The 15,472-nt window shown below is 61.8% G+C and carries 15 protein-coding genes and 2 other annotated features; of the genes, 2 read left to right on the top strand and 13 right to left on the bottom strand.

All coding sequences use genetic code 11. The features are described from left to right. Window positions 1-10: 10 nt before the first annotated feature. A complete protein-coding gene (locus LJ362_RS07435) occupies window positions 11-1,639 on the top strand; it encodes a cell division protein (protein WP_264801518.1) in 1,629 nt (542 codons plus the stop codon). Window positions 1,640-1,810: 171 nt separating this feature from the next. On the opposite strand, the gene LJ362_RS07430 is transcribed toward LJ362_RS07435, so the two are convergent. Beyond that, window positions 1,811-2,107, bottom strand: a complete 297-nt coding sequence (locus LJ362_RS07430; RefSeq protein ID WP_264801515.1) for a hypothetical protein — start codon at window positions 2,105-2,107, stop codon at window positions 1,811-1,813. 30 nt (window positions 2,108-2,137) lie between these two features. Here LJ362_RS07430 and nucS point away from each other — a divergent pair, with 30 nt between their 5' ends. Next, the gene (gene nucS / locus LJ362_RS07425) at window positions 2,138-2,833 is read left to right on the top strand and encodes an endonuclease NucS (RefSeq protein ID WP_173153956.1); all 696 of its coding nucleotides are present in this window, start codon (window positions 2,138-2,140) and stop codon (window positions 2,831-2,833) included. 507 nt (window positions 2,834-3,340) lie between these two features. Here the strand turns inward: nucS and LJ362_RS07420 are convergent. The 12 genes from LJ362_RS07420 to LJ362_RS07365 all read right to left on the bottom strand — a co-directional run bounded on the left by LJ362_RS07420 (window position 3,341) and on the right by LJ362_RS07365 (window position 15,349). After that, window positions 3,341-4,563 (bottom strand): IS3 family transposase gene (locus LJ362_RS07420; protein WP_264801455.1). Its coding sequence is split into 2 segments (ribosomal slippage): window positions 3,341-4,284 and window positions 4,284-4,563, totalling 1,224 coding nucleotides; the frame shifts between segments, so codons are not numbered across the junction. Continuing rightward, window positions 4,162-4,294: a sequence feature (AL1L pseudoknot), on the bottom strand. It overlaps the preceding gene by 133 nt. A 382-nt stretch (window positions 4,564-4,945) precedes the next feature. Then, the gene (gene murA, locus LJ362_RS07415) at window positions 4,946-6,259 is read right to left on the bottom strand and encodes a UDP-N-acetylglucosamine 1-carboxyvinyltransferase (RefSeq protein WP_264801514.1); all 1,314 of its coding nucleotides are present in this window, start codon (window positions 6,257-6,259) and stop codon (window positions 4,946-4,948) included. Next, entirely contained in the window at window positions 6,259-6,726 is a 468-nt protein-coding gene (locus LJ362_RS07410) for a DUF2550 domain-containing protein (RefSeq protein ID WP_025776910.1), read from the bottom strand. The genes murA and LJ362_RS07410 overlap by 1 nt, the downstream gene beginning before the upstream one ends. Window positions 6,727-6,748: 22 nt before the next feature. Then, window positions 6,749-7,009, bottom strand: coding sequence for a F0F1 ATP synthase subunit epsilon (locus LJ362_RS07405; protein ID WP_101545515.1), 261 nt, complete (start codon window positions 7,007-7,009; stop codon window positions 6,749-6,751). Window positions 7,010-7,012: 3 nt separating this feature from the next. Continuing rightward, window positions 7,013-8,461 carry a F0F1 ATP synthase subunit beta gene (gene atpD / locus LJ362_RS07400; RefSeq protein ID WP_264801512.1) on the bottom strand — a complete coding sequence of 483 codons (1,449 nt, stop codon included), beginning with the start codon at window positions 8,459-8,461 and terminating at the stop codon, window positions 7,013-7,015. Window positions 8,462-8,487: 26 nt separating this feature from the next. Beyond that, window positions 8,488-9,420, bottom strand: a complete 933-nt coding sequence (locus tag LJ362_RS07395) for a F0F1 ATP synthase subunit gamma (protein WP_264801511.1) — start codon at window positions 9,418-9,420, stop codon at window positions 8,488-8,490. Window positions 9,421-9,451: 31 nt separating this feature from the next. After that, window positions 9,452-11,086, bottom strand: coding sequence for a F0F1 ATP synthase subunit alpha (gene atpA / locus LJ362_RS07390; RefSeq protein ID WP_264801510.1), 1,635 nt, complete (start codon window positions 11,084-11,086; stop codon window positions 9,452-9,454). Window positions 11,087-11,167: 81 nt separating this feature from the next. Next, window positions 11,168-11,974 (bottom strand): F0F1 ATP synthase subunit delta, encoded by an 807-nt coding sequence (locus tag LJ362_RS07385; RefSeq protein WP_264801509.1) that lies wholly within the window; start codon window positions 11,972-11,974, stop codon window positions 11,168-11,170. Beyond that, complete coding sequence (locus LJ362_RS07380) at window positions 11,974-12,534, bottom strand: F0F1 ATP synthase subunit B (RefSeq protein ID WP_264801507.1); 561 nt, start codon at window positions 12,532-12,534, stop codon at window positions 11,974-11,976. The genes LJ362_RS07385 and LJ362_RS07380 overlap by 1 nt, the downstream gene beginning before the upstream one ends. Before the next feature lie 19 nt (window positions 12,535-12,553). After that, window positions 12,554-12,784, bottom strand: coding sequence for a F0F1 ATP synthase subunit C (gene atpE, locus LJ362_RS07375; protein WP_139907920.1), 231 nt, complete (start codon window positions 12,782-12,784; stop codon window positions 12,554-12,556). Window positions 12,785-12,863: 79 nt separating this feature from the next. Beyond that, a complete protein-coding gene (gene atpB / locus LJ362_RS07370) occupies window positions 12,864-13,610 on the bottom strand; it encodes a F0F1 ATP synthase subunit A (RefSeq protein ID WP_264801506.1) in 747 nt (248 codons plus the stop codon). 513 nt (window positions 13,611-14,123) lie between these two features. Next, window positions 14,124-15,349, bottom strand: a protein-coding gene (locus tag LJ362_RS07365; protein WP_413774247.1) for an IS3 family transposase whose coding sequence is annotated in 2 segments (ribosomal slippage) — window positions 14,124-15,067 and window positions 15,067-15,349 — 1,227 coding nt in all. Because the reading frame shifts where the segments join, the coding sequence is not laid out codon by codon here. After that, window positions 14,945-15,077: a sequence feature (AL1L pseudoknot), on the bottom strand. Its footprint overlaps the gene before it by 133 nt. Window positions 15,350-15,472 lie beyond the last annotated feature (123 nt).

Raw genomic sequence — 15,472 nt, 5'->3', positions numbered from 1 at the left:
GTTCGCTTCAGTGACGCCCACCGAAGAATTCCGCACAGCGATGCGCGGCTACGAGAAGAGTGAAGTCGATTCGCGACTGCAGCAGCTGCGGACCGAGGTCGAGTCGGTCCGCAAGGCCCTGGCCGATGCACGCAGTCAGGTCATCAATGCAGATCGGGCGAAGCTGCAGATCGCAGGTGAGCTCTCCGAGGCCAAGGCACAGCTGAAGAAGGCTGCCAACGACAATGCGGAGGCGGCAGGGCCTCCCGGAAGCCGCATCGACCATCTTCTCAAGATCGCCGAGTCGCAGGCTCGCGAGACCCTGGCTCAGGCCAATTCCGATGCTGAGACGATCCGGAACAAGGCCCGCGCCGAGGCGGCATCCGCTCGCGCTCGGATGCACACCGAGAGCAACGACACACTGTCCAATGCGCGCTCGGAAGCCGATGCGATCACTTCCTCGGCCGAGCTGCGCGCCGAAGAGACGATCAAAGCCGCGGAGAAGCGCGCAGCCGAGCTCAGCGCAACCACCGAACGCGAGACCAAGCAGGCCAAGGAGGCGAATGCCGCTTCCGCAAAGGAGGCTCGCGAGAGCCTTGATCTCGAGCTCTCCGAACTGCGGGCGACCGCTGAGAAGGAAGCCGCGGATCTGCGTGCCGAGGCCAAGACCGAGGCAGAGGAGACGGTGGCGGCTGCTCAGGCACAGGCCGACGAGCTGCTCAAGTCCGCGAAGGCTCGCGACGAGGCTTCGAAGAAGGCCGGAAACGACTTCGACGTCGAGCTCGCAAACAAGCGCAAGGAAGCCGAGACCGAACGCAAGAAGCGCTACGAAGAGGCGCAGGTCGAGAACAAGAAGCTCGTCGAAGAGGCTCAGGCACGTGCGGCGAAGGCCGACACCGAGGCCAAAGAAGCTGCCGAGCGTGCGGAGCAGACTCGCACCGACGCGGTGAAGAAGGCCGACGAGATCATCGCCGACGGAAAGTCCCGCGCGCAGACGCTTATTGCGGAAGCTCGCGCCACCGCCGAGGCGACCATCGAGGAATCCGCGGCAGAGGCCAAGCGCAATGTGGCCTCCGCACAGTCGCAGGTCGATCTGCTCACGAAGCAGCGCAAGACGATCACTGCTCAGCTCGATCAGCTCCGTTCGCTGTTCGCTATGCCCGGGGTCATGGGCGGCGACTCAGTGGATCCGGCGAAGGCCGAATCGGCGTCTCACGCCACCGAGCAGATCGCCGACGGTCAGGAGCTCGAAGACCTGCTGGCCGACGATGACTCCTCAGAGGATTCGCCGAGGTCCGAGGACTCCGCGAAGTCGACCGATGATGCTGCGGCGAACGACTCCGATGCCGACTCCTCGAAGTCCGGGTCCGCCTCGGGCGGGGGTTCGAAGTCGACCGGGCCAGCGAAGAGCGATAGTGCCGGAGCCAAGGGCAATGGCCCGGCGAAGGCATCCGACGAGTCGGCCGAAAGCTCGAAGTCGACTCCTGCTTCGAGGAACGCTTCAGAGTCGAACGCTGACTCTGCCGCTGACGAGAAGGACACGGCTGGCGACGATCTGCCCAACGGCGCCACCGACGAGGACACTATCTCGATCAACGCTCAGGTCTCCGGCTCGAAGGACAACTCGAAGACTTCGCGCTCGCGCAACTCGCTGCGCTGAGACCGATTGAGTCGAGACCGATTGATCTGAGACCGGCCGAATCGACTATGACGAAGGGACCCGCTGATGCGGGTCCCTTCGTCATTGTGAGGCACGTTGGCTGACTGAGGTCTCAGTCGACTCCAGCCCAGTTTACGACAGCCCGGAGATCATCTGATCTCACCTTAGCCGTCACCGGAAGCGGTCGAAGCAGTGCTGGTGCCAGTGCCGCCTGCTTTCGACCCCGATCTCGATTCCGTGCGGAGCATCCTGACGCCACGCAACGATATGGCTCGTGGCGGCACTGACATCGCGGCCGCAGCCAGGGCAGACATAGATCTTGCCGGATTCGTTCCCCTTCACGGTCTGCACGGACCAGGTTCCGTCCGCCAATGAACGGCTTGTTCTCATGCCTGCCACAGAGTCGGACAGATCGCGGGGAGCCTGCTGCCATTTGTTCTTGCGACGCGAGGATGAAGATCGTGGCATAGAGTCATTGTCTCACGTAGGCTGAAGCGCGTGCGTCTAGTCATTGCCCAATGCTCCGTTGATTATGCCGGTCGTCTGACCGCCCACCTTCCAATGGCCACCCGCCTCATCATGCTCAAGTCTGACGGCTCGGTGCTCATCCATTCCGACGGTGGTTCCTATAAGCCGCTGAACTGGATGACTCCCCCGTGTACGGTTCGGCATATCGAGCCCGACGCCGAGCAGGAAGAGGCCGGCCTAACGGAGCTGTGGGAGGTTTCGCAGACGAAGACCGGTGACCGTCTCGTCATCTCCATCGCCGAAGTCCTCGCTGACGACTCCTATGAGTTCGGGGTCGATCCGGGGCTGGTCAAGGACGGGGTCGAAGCGCATCTGCAGGAACTGCTTGCTGAGCATATCGAGACCCTCGGCGAGGGCTACAGTCTGGTGCGCCGAGAATACATGACCGCGATCGGCCCGGTGGACATCTTGGCTCGTGACGACGGACAGAAGTCTGTGGCGGTGGAGATCAAGCGCCGCGGCGATATCGACGGTGTCGAACAGCTGACCCGCTATCTCGAGCTGATGAATCGCGATCCGCTGCTGAGCCCAGTCAACGGAGTCTTCGCCGCTCAGGAGATCAAACCGCAGGCACGCACTCTCGCTGAGGACCGCGGCATCCGCTGCGTCGTTCTCGACTACGATGCCCTCCGCGGAATGGACGACCCCGAGACACGCCTCTTCTGATCACCCAGGGTCAAGCGGCGGACGGGCCCACGGTCAATCCGCGGGTTAGCCGGCCACCCACTCCAGCCTCGCCGATCAACGAAGACGTCGTCTCGCTCGACGTAAGGAATTGGAAGGCCGTGAACGATGAGTGCGCTGCGGTGAGAGAATACTGCGTCCGGAGGCAGGCGATCGACGTACGACCGGACGAGGATTCTCAGATCTTCCACGCGTTTGCGCAGGCCCGTCGACTCTATCGGCAGTGTGGTTGTGGGAGCCGCCGCTATCGCACTGACGAAACTGTGCGCTGGATCAGAACATTCTGCGGTGACAACATATCGCCCTCGTTCCAATCGTCGCAGACAGCATCGTTCGGCGGCTCTGATCCGATGACAGTCCCACCCGGCCTCGAGCAGTGCGGCAGTCGACAGACATCCATACATGCCTTCAAGCATGGGTGACGAGACGCTGGAGAACCAGAATGTGTCAAGTCCCGGGTTTTCTGGAGGCTGAACGTTCGTTCAGTTATTAGGCCGCCGAAGTCTGCAGGCTCGTGTAGTGGGCTGCTTCGATCTCGGCGGGAGTCTGATAGTCAAGCATCGAATGCAACCGTTCGGTGTTGAACCAATGCACCCACTCAGCCGTCGCGGCCTCGAGATCGTTGCGACCGGACCAGGGGCCGTCGGTGAAGACGAGTTCGTATTTGTATAACGAGTTCAGCGCTTCGGCCATGGCATTGTCGTAACTATCGCCGATCGATCCCACCGACGCCACTGCCTCGGCCTCAGCCAGTGCCTGGGTGTAGCGCAGAGCCCGATACTGCACCCCTCTGTCCGAGTGGTGGGTCAGCCCTACAACGTCGTGACCTGCACGTTTACGGCCCCATATGCCCATATTCAAAGCATCGAGAGCCAGATCGGTATACATTCGCGTCGAGGTCTGCCAGCCGATGATCATTCGAGAGAATACGTCGAGGACGAACGCGACGTAAACGAAGCCGGCCTCAGTGGGAACGTAGGTCAGATCCGCGACCCAGAGACGGTTCGGCTCCGCAGCGGTGAAGTTACGTTTGACGAGGTCAGCCGGTCGTTTCGTCTCGGGACCGGGCTTCGTCGTCCGCGGGAACTTCCCTCTCACAACACCCCGGATGCCCAACTCATTGCACAATCTCTCGACCGTGCACCGGGCCACGGGGCCGTAGGTCCTTGTGAGTTCGGCGTGGATCTTGCGGATGCCGTAGACCTTGTTGCGGCGGTGAGTGTGGATAGCCATGATCCTTTCTTTGAGCACCGCATCTCGCTGGGCTCGAGCGCTGACCGGACGGGTCTTGAAGGCGTAGTACGTTGATGGGGCGATGCTCAGGCCCAGGTCCTGGCGCAGGACCTGACAGATCGGTTCGATTCCCCACCTGTGCTTGTTCTCGTCGATGAAGGCGACGATTACTTCTGTAGGCGGTCGAACTCCGCCTTGCCGAAAAACGCGGTCGCTGATCGGAGGATGTCGTTGGACTTCCGCAGCTCCCGGTTCTCCTTCTCCAGCCGCCGGATCCGTGCCTGGACGTCCTCGGTCTCGACGGGCAGGTTGGCTGCTTCGGCTTTCTTGACCCAGTTGCGCAGGGCTTCCTTGTTCACACCGGTCTGCTCGGCAATGCGGGCGATGGCACCGTTTCGAGTCTCTGGGTCGGCGCGGGCCTCGAGAGCCAGTCGAGTGGCTCTCTCACGTACTTCTGGTGGATATTTCGAGGTAGGCATGATGAGTTGAGGGTAGTCCTTTCTTGGGTAACCGCACACCCTCCATCAAACCAAGGACGAATCAATGAGAAGTCAGGCTGTGGACAACGCTCGACTCCTCCACACAGACCGCATCCTCATGAGGATCGACCGATGTGCAGGTCCGCGGAACCACCGCGCAAGCCCTCGAACGGCGGTCGGTAGCAGTCGCCGTTCAAGGCGAAGCGCGAATTCCGCGCCGTTTACCTATCGACAGAAGAGGGCGGGCTTGAACGAGAGCGCGAACCTCGGACAGACGGGAGCCGGCTTGAACGAGAGCGAAGACGACCGAGAACCGAGGGCCGACTTGAAAGAACGAGGCAACTCCTGACAGCCAGGGTCCGCGAAGTTCGTCGAGAGAGATCTAGTCGAAGCTGAGGACGTCGCGCTTCTCGACGCGTTCGATGTCGACACCGAGTGCGCGAAGATTATCGACGAAATTCTCGTAGCCGCGTTCGATGTGATCGATTCCCGATACCTCGGTCACTCCCCCGGCGCGCAGAGTGGCCATCACCAGGCCCGCTCCCGCGCGGATGTCGGAGGCTTCGACTTCAGCACCGGATAGACTCTCGCTGCCGGTGACGAGCGCATGGTTGCCGTCGATGCGGACCTTCGCACCGAGGCGGGCGATCTCCTGGACGAAGCGCCAGCGCGCTTCGAACAGATTCTCAGACAGCAGACCGATTCCGTCGGACACCGAGTTCAATGCGATGACAAACGGCTGCAGATCCGTCGGGAAGCCCGGGAACGGCATGGTGGCCACCCGGATGGCATGAGGACGCGAGGCGCCGATGACACGGAATCCCTTGCCCTGCGTACCGTCTCCGAGGATGATCTCACCAAGATCTTCCACCGTGGCGCCCGAATCCCGAAGCTTCATGCCGATATTGGGCATGATGTCGAGCCCGACCCCGCGCACGGTCACATCGCCCGCGCTCAGAGCAGCGCCGAAGGCGAAGGTTCCGGCGACGATGCGATCACCGACGGTGCGGTGGGTGACCGGCTGCAGCGATTCGACACCGGTGATGGTGAGGTCAGAGGTGCCGATCCCCTCGATCTGCGCGCCCATCTCGACGAGCATCGTGCAGATGTCGACGATCTCCGGTTCGCGCGCGGCATTGGCGATGGTAGTGGTGCCATGAGCGAGAGTCGCCGCCATAACGAGGTTTTCGGTGGCCCCGACGGAAGGGAATTCGAGGACGATCTCGGTACCGCGCAGACCGTTCGGAGCCTCGGCGATGAAATAGCCGTGGTCGAGGTGGACGACAGCGCCCAGGGCTTCGAGACCGGCCTGATGCATGTCGAGTCCCCGGGATCCGATGGCGTCACCGCCGGGAAGAGCCACATGTGCGGCTCGCATCCGTGCGGTCAGCGGGCCGAGGACGGAGATCGAAGCACGCATTGCGCGGACGAGTTCGTAGTCGGCTTGGATGCCGACTTCGGCGGGGACGTCGATGCTCACGGCGCCGGCTTCGGCGTCGTAGTCGACCTCGCAGCCGAGGCGGACGAGCAGTTCGACCATGATCCGCACGTCGAGGATGGCCGGGACGTTGGTGATGGTGGTGCGTCCCACGGCGAGCAGACTCGCAGCCATGAGTTTGAGGACGCTGTTCTTGGCCCCCCTGACATCGATGGTTCCCGCCAACTGTGCGGGCCCGGTCAAGCGGAAGACATCCATTAAGTGAAACGTCCCATCGTCGGATTGAAGCCAGGAGGTGATGATTCGAGCCACGAAGCCATCGTGGACAGGGATTCGGTATCCATTGCCAGAGACACGGAACGCGGACGACCGTCCGCCTTGCCGTACGAACAGTCGACGACGACCGCTTCGGGCAGGACCGAGTACTGCTCACCGGAGGTGGGCTTGCGCCGGACGAGGATGTCGAGATCCGCGCGCGGCAATCGGAACGCGGCGCGCCGCGTCAGTGCGAAGACCGGATACCAGTCCAGGGAAGTGACTGAGAACACGGCCACGCCCAAACGCCAACGTGGGCGAGAAGAATACTCCTCGCCCACGTTGATGGAACAGTCAAAAGCACCCGAGAGCTTCGAGATCGACCTGCGTCGGATCGTGACGACCACGATCAGAGCAAGCGCAAGTCCTACCAACGAGAGCAGAACGATCAGCAGGACAGAAGGGTTCACGGTTGCCAGTGTAACCTGCGGATCAGAGAAGTTCGGCCTGATCAGCGGCAATGATCACACGGTTGTTCTCCACCGAGAGGAATCCGCCATCGGCTTTGACCCTGATGGTGTCCTCTCCCGGGGTGAGAATCCGTGCTTCGCCGTCGGCGACGACACCCAGCACGGGCTCGTGGCCCGGCAGGATGCCGATCTCGCCGTCGAGGGTACGGGCGATGACGCGCTTGGCCTCACCGACCCATACCTCGCGATCAGCAGCCACGACATTCACTTCGAGTGTCGCCATGGCTTACTTCTGCATCTCTTCGTAGTTGCGCATGACATCGTCAAGGCCACCGACGTTGAAGAACGCCTGCTCCGGGATGTGGTCGACTTCGCCGGAGCAGATCTTCGAGAAGCCTTCGATCGTGTCGGCCAGCGGCACAGTCGAACCGGGAACCTGGGTGAACTTCTCAGCGGTGTAGGTGTTCTGCGAGAGGAACTGCTCGATGCGACGCGCACGGTGGACGACGAGCTTGTCCTCTTCACCGAGTTCGTCGACACCGAGGATGGCGATGATGTCCTGCAGCTCCTTGTTCTTCTGCAGAATCGCCTTGACCTCGTTGGCCACGCGGTAGTGCTCGTCACCGACGATCAGAGGATCGAGGATGCGCGAGGACGATGCGAGCGGGTCGATCGCCGGGTACAGACCGCGCGAGGCGATGTCACGGCTGAGCTCCGTGGTCGCGTCGAGGTGGGCGAAGGTCGTCGCAGGCGCCGGGTCGGTGTAGTCATCGGCGGGAACGTAGATCGCCTGCATCGACGTGATCGAGTGACCACGCGTCGAGGTGATGCGCTCCTGCAGCAGACCCATCTCGTCAGCCAGGTTGGGCTGGTAGCCCACGGCCGAGGGCATGCGACCCAGAAGGGTCGAGACCTCGGAGCCGGCCTGGGTGAAGCGGAAGATGTTGTCGATGAACAGCAGCACGTCCTGGTTCTGCACATCGCGGAAGTACTCCGCCATGGTCAGCGCCGACAGCGCCACGCGCAGACGGGTGCCTGGCGGCTCGTCCATCTGGCCGAACACCAGCGCGGTGTCCTTGAAGACACCTGCCTCATCCATTTCCATGATGAGGTCGTTGCCCTCACGGGTACGCTCGCCCACACCGGCGAACACCGAGGTGCCCGAGTGGTTGTGCGCGATACGGAAGATCATCTCCTGGATGAGCACGGTCTTGCCGACGCCGGCGCCGCCGAACAGACCGATCTTTCCACCCTGGACATAGGGGGTCAGGAGGTCGATGCTCTTGATGCCGACTTCGAGGATCTCGGTCTTGGACTCGAGCTCGTCGAAGGCCGGGGCCGGACGGTGGATGGGCCACCGCTCGGAGATCTCCAGCTCCTCACCGTCGGCGAGGTTGAGGCAGTCACCGGTGGTGTTCCACACGTGGTGCTTGGTCACGTCTCCGACGGGAACGGAGATCGGTGCGCCGGTGTCGACGACTTCCTGTCCGCGGACGAGTCCGTCGGTCGGCTGCAGCGACACTGCGCGGACCAGTCCGTTGCCCAGGTGAAGTGCGACCTCGAAGGTCAGCTTCCGGGTTCCTTCGGACAGTTCCACCGACGCGGTCAGTGCGTTGTAGATCTCGGGCACGGAGTCGAGCGGGAACTCGATGTCGACAACCGGGCCGATGACTCGGGAAATCCGGCCGAGGGCAGTGCCCTGTGCCGGAGAGGTTTCCGTTGCTGTGGCAGTCATGGTCTCTTTCTCTCTGCTCTCGCCGGTCAGTCGCCGGCTGCCGATGCCGCGAGGGCATCCGCCCCACCGACGATCTCGGTGAGTTCCTGGGTGATTTCCGCCTGGCGAGCCGTGTTGGCCAACCGGGTGTAGGTCTTGATGAGATCATCCGCGTTGTCCGTGGCTGTCTTCATCGCCGCCTGTCGCGAGGCCTGCTCGGATGCTGCTGCGCTGAGCAGCGCCGACAGAATGCGCGAATCGATGTATCGCGGCAACAGTGCGTCGAGCACAGCCTCCGCACTCGGTTCGAACTCATAGAGCGGGAACGCGGGTGCATCGGACGATTCCCCAGCCTGTCCGCCGGTCGATGCCTCTTCGGCGTCGACGACCTCCAGCGGAAGCAGTCGCCGGTATTCCGGGTCATGCGTGACGCTGGAGACGAAACGGGTGAAGACGATGTAGATCTCGTCGATCCCTGAGTCAGCCGACTCCGGGTCGAAGTTCTCCAACAGCGCCTCGCCGATCTCACGTGCGTGTTCGGCCAGCGGGTTCTCGGAGATGCCTGTCCAGGACTTCTCGATCTTGCGATCGCGGAAGGTGTAGTAGTTCTTGGCCTTGCTGCCGATCGTGAACAGGTCGATGCTCTTGCCCTCGTTGCGCAGCAGCCGAATGAGTTCCTCGGCTTCGCGCAGCAGGTTCGCCGAATAGGCACCGGCGAATCCACGGTCGGGCCCGATCACGAGGACGGCAGCGTGCTTGACGTTGTCCGACTCCGTGGTGAGAACGTGGTCCACGTTCGACTCGCTGGCCACTGCCGACACGGCCCGGGTCAGGGCGTTCGCGTACGGGCTTGCGGCCTGCGAGCGGGCAATGGCCTTCTGGATCCGCGAAGCAGCGATGAGCTCCATCGCCTTGAAGATCTTCCTCAAGGACTGAGTCGAGCGGATCTTCTGTTTGAAGACCCTCTGCTGGGCTCCCATCAGTTCTTCCTTTCGCCGTTACGGAACAGGTTCAACGCTTCTGCCGAACGATCTGCTCCTGCTCGACCTCATCGGACGACGCGGCTGCGGTGTCTTCGCTGCCGGCCTTCGATCCGCTCTGGTCCGAGCTGGCGAAGTTCTGGGTGAACTCGGCCAGGACGCTCTTCAGCTCTTCGGTCGTGTCGTCGTCGAGCTTCAGCGTCTCACGGATGGTCGTGAAGATACCGGTCTTGCGCTCGATGTGATCGTGCAGTTCGGACTCGAAGCGGAGCACGTCGTCGACAGGGACCTCGTCGAGGTAGCCGTTGGTTCCGGCGAAGATCGACACGGTCTGCTTCTCGAACGGCATCGGGGCGTACTGACCCTGCTTGAGCAGCTCGGTCAGTCGCGCACCGCGGGCCAGATCGCGCTTGGTCGCATCGTCGAGGTCGGATGCGAACATCGCGAACGCCTCGAGCGAACGGTACTGAGCCAGCGAGATCTTCAGCGTGCCCGAGACTCCCTTGAGAGCCTTCGTCTGAGCGGCACCACCGACTCGAGACACGGACACACCGACGTCGACAGCGGGACGCTGGCCGGCGTTGAACAGATCGGACTGCAGGAAGATCTGACCGTCGGTGATCGAGATGACGTTGGTCGGAATGAACGCACCGACGTCGTTGGCCTTCGTCTCGATGATCGGCAGACCGGTCATCGAACCGCCGCCGAGCTCATCGGAGAGCTTCGCGCAGCGTTCCAGCAGACGCGAGTGCAGGTAGAAGACATCGCCGGGGTAGGCTTCACGGCCCGGCGGACGACGCAGCAGCAGGGACACGGCACGGTAGGCCTCAGCCTGCTTCGACAGGTCGTCGAACACGATGAGGACGTGCTTGCCGTCGTACATCCAGTGCTGACCGATAGCGGAACCGGAGTAGGGAGCCAGGTACTTGAAGCCTGCCGGGTCAGACGCGGGAGAGGACACGATGGTCGTGTACTCGAGCGCACCGGCCTCTTCCAGCGAACGGCGGACGCCGGCGATGGTCGAGCCCTTCTGGCCGACGGCCACGTAGATGCAGCGGACCTGCTTCTTCGGGTCTCCGGTCTCCCAGTTGGCCTTCTGGTTGATGATCGTGTCGATCGCCAGAGCGGTCTTACCGGTCTTGCGGTCACCGATGACCAGCTGACGCTGACCACGGCCGACGGGGATCATCGCGTCGATGCTCTTGTAGCCGGTCTGGAGCGGCTCACGCACTTCCTGGCGGTCCATGACGCCGGCGGCCTGGAGCTCGAGCTCACGGCGGCCGACGGTCTCGATGTCGCCGAGTCCGTCGACGGGACGGCCCAGCGGATCGACGACACGGCCGAGGTAGCCGTCGCCGACCGGAATCGAGAGGACCTCGCCGGTGCGGTACACGTTCTGCTCTTCGGCGATTCCGGAGAACTCACCGAGGATGACGACGCCGATCTCTCGTTCGTCGAGGTTCTGTGCCAGGCCCAGTGTGCCGTCTTCGAACCGCAGGAGTTCGTTGGCCATGGTGCCGGGCAGGCCCGAAACGTGAGCGATACCGTCACCAGCAGTGACGACCTTGCCGACCTCGGTCTTTTCCGAGCTCTCCGGGTTGTACGAATCAACGAACTTCCCGAGAGCGTCCCGGATCTCTTCCGGGCGAATTGTCAGTTCCGCCATCTGGTTTCCCTGCTTCCTTTACTCAAATCTTGCGTCCGACGACCGGTGGGCCGCCGATGCCGGAGAAGCCGGCCACTAGTGTCAACCTGCGAGCTTGCGCTGCACATCGGCCAGTCGATCGGCCACGGTCGAGTTCATCATCTCGTCGCCGACCTGCACCCGGACTCCCCCGAGGACTTCGGGATCGACCTGGACATTGAGGACGAGTTCGCGACCATAGCTGGCCGACAATGCCGCCTGCAGCCTTTCGGTCTGCGACTCGTTCAGAGGTCGGGCGACGGTGACGTCCGCAACCGACCGCTGCTGGCGGGCGGCGAGGATATCGCTGTACTGGTCGAGCGCCTTCGCCACGCGGAGTCCGCGCGGGTGCAGAGCTGCCTGTTCGACCAGTTTGATGGTGTCTGGCTGTGCCTTGCCGATGAGCAGGTCGGAGACGAGGGCGCGCTTGCTCTCGTCGGTGGCCTGCGAATCAAGCGCGCGGGACAGCTCGTGGTTTGATTCAAGCAGACGCGCGAAGCGGAAGATCTCCTCTTCGACCTGCCCCAGCTTCCCGTCCGCTTGTGCAGCAGCGGCGATCGCTGTCACACCGGCGACTTCGAGACTGGTGACGAGGTCCTGGGTCCGCGCCCAACGATGGCCGACGGCCTTGTCGCTGATACGCAGAACCGCATCCGTGATCCGAGTCGAGAACAGAGTCCGCAGCAGCTGCTGCTTCCTCTCGGCCGACTCGGAGGAGTCTGCCAGAGCCTTGCGCAGTCCGACATTCTCGGCGAGGACGCCGACGAGTGCCAGAGTCTCCTCACCGATCTGTCGGGGGTCTCCCCCGGAGATCTCGGAATTCGCGGTCTCGAGGACGGCCTGCAGGGACAATCTGCTCGACTGGAGCATCACGCCCCCTTGACCGGCTGCGCGGACGAGTTGGACTCGAGATCGGAGATGAAGCGATCAACCACATTGGCCGAACGCTGGTCATCGGTGAGTGACTCACCGACGATCCGCGATGCCAGGTCCGTGGCAAGAGTGCCGACCTCGGAACGCAGCTGCACCATGGCGGACTGACGTTCTGCGTCGATCTGAGTCTGTGCCTGAGCGATGATGCGATCAGCCTCTGAATGAGCCTGGGCCTTCATGTCGGCGATGATCTGGGCGCCTTCTTCCTGAGCCTCGGCGCGCAGTCGTGCAGCTTCGGCACGACCGTCGGCGAGCTGCTTCTGATACTCGGCCAGAGCCTGATCGGCTTCGGCCTGCACCTTCTCGGCCTTCTCAATTCCACCCTGAATGCGCTCAGCACGCTCGTCGAGGGTCTTGTTGAAGGCGGGAAGGACGTACTTCCAGACAACCAGGAAGACGATCAGCAGACAGACGGCACTCCAGACGATGTCGGGCAACATTGGGAGAAGCGGGTTCCCGCCCTCTTCCGCCACCGCAAGTGTATGTACCGGAGTCATCTTTCAGTCCTCTTCGAGATCAGGGGAGGAAGAACGGGGTGGCGATACCGATGAGGGCCAGGGCCTCGATCAGAGCGATACCGAGGAACATGTTTCCGCGCAAGGCACCGGCCATTTCAGGCTGACGAGCGGTTCCTTCGATGGTCTTGCCGATGACGATTCCGACGCCGACACCGGGACCGATTGCGGCGAGGCCGTAGCCGATGGTGCTGAGGCTACCGGTGATCTCAACTGCAGCGAGCGTATCCATAGGATGCTTTCCTTTCATATGTCAGCCGGGTGGTTGGCCCGGCCATGTAACACTAGGGGGTTACAGATTGGGTTGGATCTCAGTGTTCGTCCGAGATCGCGGCATTGATGTAGACACAGGACAGAAGGGCGAAGATGTACGCCTGCAGCACAACGATCAGCATCTCCAGAATGAAGACGAACATACCGCCCGCGAACGTGACGATGCCGAAGAACTGGAATCCGTTCGAGGCATCGAAGAGGAAGAAGCTCGTAGCTGAGAAGCAGAGAACGAGCAGGAGGTGACCGACCATCATGTTCGCGAAGAGTCGGATCGCCAGAGTGAATGGCTGGGTGACGAACTTCGTGATGAACTCGATCGGGATGAGCAGGATATGCATCGCCGGCGGGACGCCGGGCAGGATGAGCGAATCCTTGAGGTAGCGGCCGAGGCCCTTCTCGGCGATGCCAGCCCAATGGTAGGTCACGTAGACCACGAGGGTCAGAACGATCGGCATTCCGATGACGCCGGTGCCCGGCATGTTGAGGAACGGGATGAGCTTCGTGACGTTCCAGAACAGGATGCCGAAGAAGATCGCCACGATGAGCGGCATGAACTTCTTGGCCTTCTCTTTGCCCATCGTGTCTTCGGCAATGCCGACGGTGACGAATTCCATGGCCAGTTCCATGGCGGACTGGAAGCGTGTGGGAACGAGCTTCATGCGCTTGGCCCAGACCGCGAGGAGGATGACGACGGCCGCCGTAGCGAGGATACGGATGAGCATGACGCGGTTCATCTCAAACGGCGTACCTTCAAACAGGAAGGCAGGAGGAAAAAATTCCGCCATCGACGGTGCGTGAAAGCTGCCTTCAGCAGCACGGATCGTTGAGTTCGCGGCGTTGAATGTTCCCACGTTTTTATTACTCTCCCATGGTCAAGGGCCCTAATGGCCTGGCCTTGGCCCCGCACTGAAAGCGAAGCTTGAGGTTCAGGAGCGACAAAGGGCGAAGATCCGCCCAAGCACCGGGTCTACTCTACCAACTGTAGAGAGTGACCGACAAATTCATCAGGCTTCTCTGTGCAATTTCTGTCAACGATTTTATACGACACGTCACTATCTCATTCGAAGTCTCAGAGGGGCTTATACGCGACAGTCGACTCAGCAAGAGACTCTCGCGTTGCATCAATCCTCGGGTTTAGCCCTGATTCACCGTCACGAGCCTCCACCAGCGCGACTGTCAATGTGGTCGACAAGTGCTCGTCAGGGGCACACCGTTAGACCGGCCCATTTGCTCTGTAACTACACTTAATGGTTCTGTCAAGTCCCGGGTTTTCTGGAGGCTGAACGTTCGTTCAGTTATTAGGCCGCCGAAGTCTGCAGGCTCGTGTAGTGGGCTGCTTCGATCTCGGCGGGAGTCTGATAGTCAAGCATCGAATGCAACCGTTCGGTGTTGAACCAATGCACCCACTCAGCCGTCGCGGCCTCGAGATCGTTGCGACCGGACCAGGGGCCGTCGGTGAAGACGAGTTCGTATTTGTATAACGAGTTCAGCGCTTCGGCCATGGCATTGTCGTAACTATCGCCGATCGATCCCACCGACGCCACTGCCTCGGCCTCAGCCAGTGCCTGGGTGTAGCGCAGAGACCGATACTGCACCCCTCTGTCCGAGTGGTGGGTCAGCCCTACAACGTCGTGACCTGCACGTTTACGGCCCCATATGCCCATATTCAAAGCATCGAGAGCCAGATCGGTATACATTCGCGTCGAGGTCTGCCAGCCGATGATCATTCGAGAGAATACGTCGAGGACGAACGCGACGTAAACGAAGCCGGCCTCAGTGGGAACGTAGGTCAGATCCGCGACCCAGAGACGGTTCGGCTCCGCAGCGGTGAAGTTACGTTTGACGAGGTCAGCCGGTCGTTTCGTCTCGGGACCGGGCTTCGTCGTCCGCGGGAACTTCCCTCTCACAACACCCCGGATGCCCAACTCATTGCACAATCTCTCGACCGTGCACCGGGCCACGGGGCCGTAGGTCCTTGTGAGTTCGGCGTGGATCTTGCGGATGCCGTAGACCTTGTTGCGGCGGTGAGTGTGGATAGCCATGATCCTTTCTTTGAGCACCGCATCTCGCTGGGCTCGAGCGCTGACCGGACGGGTCTTGAAGGCGTAGTACGTTGATGGGGCGATGCTCAGGCCCAGGTCCTGGCGCAGGACCTGACAGATCGGTTCGATTCCCCACCTGTGCTTGTTCTCGTCGATGAAGGCGACGATTACTTCTGTAGGCGGTCGAACTCCGCCTTGCCGAAAAACGCGGTCGCTGATCGGAGGATGTCGTTGGACTTCCGCAGCTCCCGGTTCTCCTTCTCCAGCCGCCGGATCCGTGCCTGGACGTCCTCGGTCTCGACGGGCAGGTTGGCTGCTTCGGCTTTCTTGACCCAGTTGCGCAGGGCTTCCTTGTTCACACCGGTCTGCTCGGCAATGCGGGCGATGGCACCGTTTCGAGTCTCTGGGTCGGCGCGGGCCTCGAGAGCCAGTCGAGTGGCTCTCTCACGTACTTCTGGTGGATATTTCGAGGTAGGCATGATGAGTTGAGGGTAGTCCTTTCTTGGGTAACCGCACACCCTCCATCAAACCAAGGACGAATCAGTCCACGGGACTGTTGCCACTACCCACAATCGCAACCACTGGGCGTGCCATGGCCATCATTT

This window comes from Brevibacterium sp. JSBI002 (assembly GCF_026013965.1).
GTDB lineage: Bacteria > Actinomycetota > Actinomycetes > Actinomycetales > Brevibacteriaceae > Brevibacterium.
The sequence above is the reverse complement of the archived record's forward strand: the minus strand, read 5'-3'. Positions and strand labels throughout refer to the sequence as shown.

Excerpts from the sequence above, each read along its gene's own strand:
- LJ362_RS07430 (WP_264801515.1), bottom strand. The coding sequence starts at position 2,107 with ATGCCACGATCTTCATCCTCGCGTCGCAAGAACAAATGGCAGCAGGCT.
- murA (WP_264801514.1), bottom strand. The coding sequence starts at position 6,259 with ATGGATGTCTTCCGCTTGACCGGGCCCGCACAGTTGGCGGGAACCATC.
- LJ362_RS07405 (WP_101545515.1), bottom strand. The coding sequence starts at position 7,009 with ATGGCGACACTCGAAGTGAATGTCGTGGCTGCTGATCGCGAGGTATGG.
- atpD (WP_264801512.1), bottom strand. The coding sequence starts at position 8,461 with ATGACTGCCACAGCAACGGAAACCTCTCCGGCACAGGGCACTGCCCTC.
- LJ362_RS07395 (WP_264801511.1), bottom strand. The coding sequence starts at position 9,420 with ATGGGAGCCCAGCAGAGGGTCTTCAAACAGAAGATCCGCTCGACTCAG.
- atpA (WP_264801510.1), bottom strand. The coding sequence starts at position 11,086 with ATGGCGGAACTGACAATTCGCCCGGAAGAGATCCGGGACGCTCTCGGG.
- LJ362_RS07385 (WP_264801509.1), bottom strand. The coding sequence starts at position 11,974 with ATGCTCCAGTCGAGCAGATTGTCCCTGCAGGCCGTCCTCGAGACCGCG.
- LJ362_RS07380 (WP_264801507.1), bottom strand. The coding sequence starts at position 12,534 with ATGACTCCGGTACATACACTTGCGGTGGCGGAAGAGGGCGGGAACCCG.
- atpE (WP_139907920.1), bottom strand. The coding sequence starts at position 12,784 with ATGGATACGCTCGCTGCAGTTGAGATCACCGGTAGCCTCAGCACCATC.
- atpB (WP_264801506.1), bottom strand. The coding sequence starts at position 13,610 with ATGGCGGAATTTTTTCCTCCTGCCTTCCTGTTTGAAGGTACGCCGTTT.